Source organism: Allobosea sp. P4_C6 (genome assembly GCF_056402015.1).
Genome location: NZ_JBFUIF010000132.1, coordinates 1 through 3917, shown reverse-complemented (window position 1 = coordinate 3917; position 3917 = coordinate 1). Strand labels below are relative to the sequence as shown.

At 62.0% G+C, this 3917-nt stretch carries 4 protein-coding genes; 3 read left to right on the top strand and 1 reads right to left on the bottom strand.

The genetic code is table 11. The features are described 5' to 3' along the window. The coding region (locus tag AC1DVA_RS26790) for a hypothetical protein (RefSeq protein ID WP_476807908.1) at positions 1–428 on the bottom strand (428 nt) is incomplete at its 3' end. 94 nt (positions 429–522) lie between these two features. On the opposite strand from AC1DVA_RS26790, the gene AC1DVA_RS26785 reads away from it, so the two are divergent. From AC1DVA_RS26785 to AC1DVA_RS26775, 3 genes are all read left to right on the top strand, one after another. Further along, positions 523–2331 (top strand): inositol monophosphatase family protein, encoded by a 1809-nt coding sequence (locus AC1DVA_RS26785; protein WP_476807907.1) that lies wholly within the window; start codon positions 523–525, stop codon positions 2329–2331. Between the two features lie 65 nt (positions 2332–2396). Further along, on the top strand, positions 2397–2867 hold the full coding sequence (locus AC1DVA_RS26780; RefSeq protein ID WP_476807906.1) for a hypothetical protein: 471 nt from the start codon (positions 2397–2399) through the stop codon (positions 2865–2867). A gap of 50 nt (positions 2868–2917) precedes the next feature. Beyond that, positions 2918–3917, top strand: a 1000-nt coding sequence (locus AC1DVA_RS26775) for an MBL fold metallo-hydrolase (protein WP_476807905.1), incomplete at its 3' end; no start/stop codon positions are given.

Sequence of the window (3917 nt, the reverse complement as noted above, 5' to 3'; positions counted from 1 at the left end):
CGCCGGAAATGCGCGATCGGGTCGAATTCCCGACCGTCGATCATCAGGGGCTCGGGGTACAGGCCGAGGCAGGACACCGGCGCCAGTTGCATCAATCGCGACATGAAGGGGTGACTTCGCCAACCGCCCTCCTGCATGAAGTCGACGAAGAGCAGTTGGGCATCATGCTTCTGGCAGAGCTCGAGCGCCTTCTTCAGCTTGCTCTCGATCTGGTCGCTGCCGCGATCGGGGGCAAGCTCCAGAAAGAAAAGTTCGTCGGCAAGCGTGCCCTTTTCACCCTCGACATGGCGCCGCACCAGTTCGCRCTGATAGCGCAGCGTGCGGCTCATCCGCACCGCATCGTCGAGGTCGTCCGGCAAATTCGTGAAGCCGGCGGACGGCACGGGTAATGTCCAGTAGAAGCCGATGAAACTGCGATAGTCCTTCATGCGCCTCGGTCCCGGTTAAAAATTCCGACATCGGGACACCGTCGCATGTCCGTAGCCTATCTTGCTCTCGTGGGGTTCAGAGACAGGATATTACGTGCTGAGAAACGAAGAAGATCCAATCGGCGGATTGCCCCAGCTTCTTGAGGCTGCAATCGCCGCAGCGCAGGAAGCCGGCGTGCTCCTGCGGCAAGAATTCCATTCCCCAGAGGGACGACGTGGACACTCGCAGACGGCCGCGATTGATAAGGAGGTCGAAGCCCTTCTGAAGCGCCCGCTGCTCACGGCGTTGTCCTGTGGCTGGCTTGGCGAGGAAACGGGCCGCAGCGAGACCGAGGCGAAAACCGTCTGGGTCGTCGATCCGCATGACGGGACCGGTGCATTCCTGCAGGGCCGGCGCGGCTCCAGTGTCTCGATCGCGCTGCTCCACAATTGTCGCCCCGTCCTGGGTGTCGTGTATGCCTTCGCCTATCCCGATGACCAAGGCGACCTGATTGCCTGGGCGGAAGGATCAGCGCTCACCCGTAATGGGAGGCCGATCGATCAAGGTCTCAGGGAGCGGAATCTCGACGAAGACGAGATCGTTGCGCTCTCCTACGTCGCATCCCAACTTCCAGATGTGAACGGTCGCCTGGTCGCGCCGTCAAGGTTTCTAGCGATCCCCAGCATTGCCTACCGGCTCGCACTGGCTGCGTGCGGCGAAGTTGTCGCCGCTGTCGCACTGAATCCCCTTCGCTCTTGGGATTTCGCCGCGGGGCACGCTCTGTTGCGGGGTGTCGGCGGATCTTTGCTCGACCAGGACGGCCGCGGCGTCACCTATGAGCTGACCGGCACCTCTCGCACATCGAGATGCTTTGGCGGCGCCCCGGATGCCGCCCGGCAGCTCGTCTCGCGCAATTGGTCATTGGCTATGGTCCAGGACCCCGGCGAGAGCCGCGACGCGGCCCCCAGGACGCGCCAAGGTGATCCGATACGCCTGGATAGGGCGCAGGGCTGCCTCCTCGGGCAGGTGGCAGGCGATGCACTCGGCGCCCTGGTTGAGTTCGAGGGCAAGGCTCGGATCAAATCCCAGTATCCTGATGGACTGCGACTGCTTGCGGATGGCGGGCCGTGGAAGATCAGCGCAGGTCAGCCAACGGATGATTCCGAACTCGCGATCACATTGGCGCGGAGCCTGGTTCGGAAACGAAGTTTCAACAAAACAGATGTCGAAAGATCCTATCGGGACTGGCTCGCCTCGTCGCCCTTCGACGTCGGGATGACCACAAAGACGGCCCTCAACGGGAACCTAAATCCGAGTAGCCAGGCCAATGGCTCGCTCATGAGGGTGAGCCCAATTGGTATCTTCGCGGCAGGGGATCCAGCCAGGGCAGCTTGGCTTGCCTCTCATGACAGCGCGATCACGCATAACAACGGGGTCTGCGTATTGGCGTGCGCTGCATTCGCCGCCTCGATTGCGGTCGGCGTTGCTGGCGGGAATCGCGAACAGATGTTCGATGCGGCGCTGGAATTCGGCGAGGACGATCAGGCCAGGATCACAATGGTGCGCCGGGTGCTAAAGCTCGCCCAGCACGAAGCGCCGGATGACTATCAGACCCAAATGGGGTGGGTGCTGATCGCGCTGCAGAACGCCTACTTCCATTTGCTCAAGGGGACGTCCGTCGACGAAGCGGTCGTAGCGACCATTGCAGAGGGCGGCGATACCGACACGAACGCTGCGATCGTCGGTGCGCTCCTGGGCGCGGCCGACGGCCGAAGGGCCATACCCGACCAGTGGCGACTGAGCGTGCTCTCCTGTCGAGCGGATCGCTCGCTCGGCGCCTCTCAGCCCCGGCCGAGTGAGTACTGGGCTGATGACCTCATGGAACTCGCCGAAGGGCTTTTGGATGCAGGAGCTTCGCGATGACAAACGGCAATCCGTCTGCACAGCGCTGGGGAGCTGCGTCCGAATCTGACGTAGGAGATTGTTACTTGTTCGGCCGCCATGGAGGGCGCCAATTGAGAACGAGACTGACGTTCGAGGACAGAGCCGCCGACCACGATGCGCCCAGCATCGGCTTCTTCTGGGTATTGCCCACCGAGATGCAGGAGCGCGAGTTCGCGCTGGCCTCCTACATCGAGCCCATAGCCGACGTGCCGGCCGTGGGTGGTTTTCGCACGACAGATTGCGGACATGTCGACCTCTGGTCGGCGGTTTGCCAGGTGCTGCCGCACCTTGCCGGTTACGAGTACGAAGATTTTCCCCGCGGCCGGGTGAACTGGCGTGAGAGCGACGATCGATTTCTGCTGCTGATGGACAGCAGGCTGTTCAAGCCCGCCGTGGAGCGGAGCTTGCTGGCTCGCTATGCATTGCCGGCGGACAAGACACTGATCATGCCGGATAGCCATTACGTTTCGACTGCGATGGTGCGTGGTCGCTTCGTCGGTGAGTTCAAGCAATGAGGGCGAGGATCCACCGGGGAGCCCGGGAGATCGGCGGAACCTGCCTCGAGTTGGAGCACGAAGGTGTCCGGATCGCGCTCGATTGTGGCCTCCCGCTTGACGCTTCCACGAATAGCCAGGATCTGTTGCCGAAAGTTCCAGGCTTCACCGAGAGTGATCCTTCGCTCCTCGGGGTCATTCTCAGCCACTGCCACCGTGACCATTGGGGCCTCCTGCCGAACGTAAGGCCGGATCTGCCGATCATAACCGGGGAAGCGACCGCACGGATCATGTCCGCGGCCGCTCCCTTCGTGCCCGGTGCCTATGCACCCTCATCGGTCCAGCATCTTCGCGATGGCATCTCCTTCGAGCTCGGGCCATTCCGCATCACGCCCTTTCTCGTCGACCACTCAGCCTATGACTGCCACGCTCTTCTGATCGAAGCAGGTGGGCGGCGGCTGTTCTACACGGCCGACATTCGCGGCCATGGCAGGAAATCAAAGCTGTTCGAACGGCTGCTGAACGCGCCGCCGATCGACATCGACACGTTGCTGATGGAAGGTTCCGTTCTCGGGCGCCTCGATGCGCTTTCGAGATTCGATACCGAGGCAGCGATCGAGAGCCAGTTGGTCGATCTGTGCGGGAGAACGCCAGGTCTCGTCCTTACCGCTGCCTCCGCTCAGAACATTGACCGGGTGGTGTCGATCTTTCGCGCAGCTCGACGCTCGGGTCGCAAGCTTGTCATCGACCTGTATGCCGCGGAGATCCTGGCTGCGACGGGGAATGCCTCGATCACGCAGTCCTCATGGCCAGATGTCGCGCTTTGGACACCGCAGCCCCAGCGTGCCTGGATCAAGCAGAATGAACGCTTCGATCTGTTGGATCGCCACAATACCAACCGGATTTTCCCGGAACAGCTGGCGACCGAGCCAGAGAAGTACGTGATCCTGTATCGCGGTCTCATGCTTCGGGATTTGAAGCGCGCTGAAGCATTGGCCAAGGCGACCGCCGTCTGGTCGCAATGGGCTGGGTATCTCGACGTGGACTATGGCCGTGGCGTGCAGACTGCAC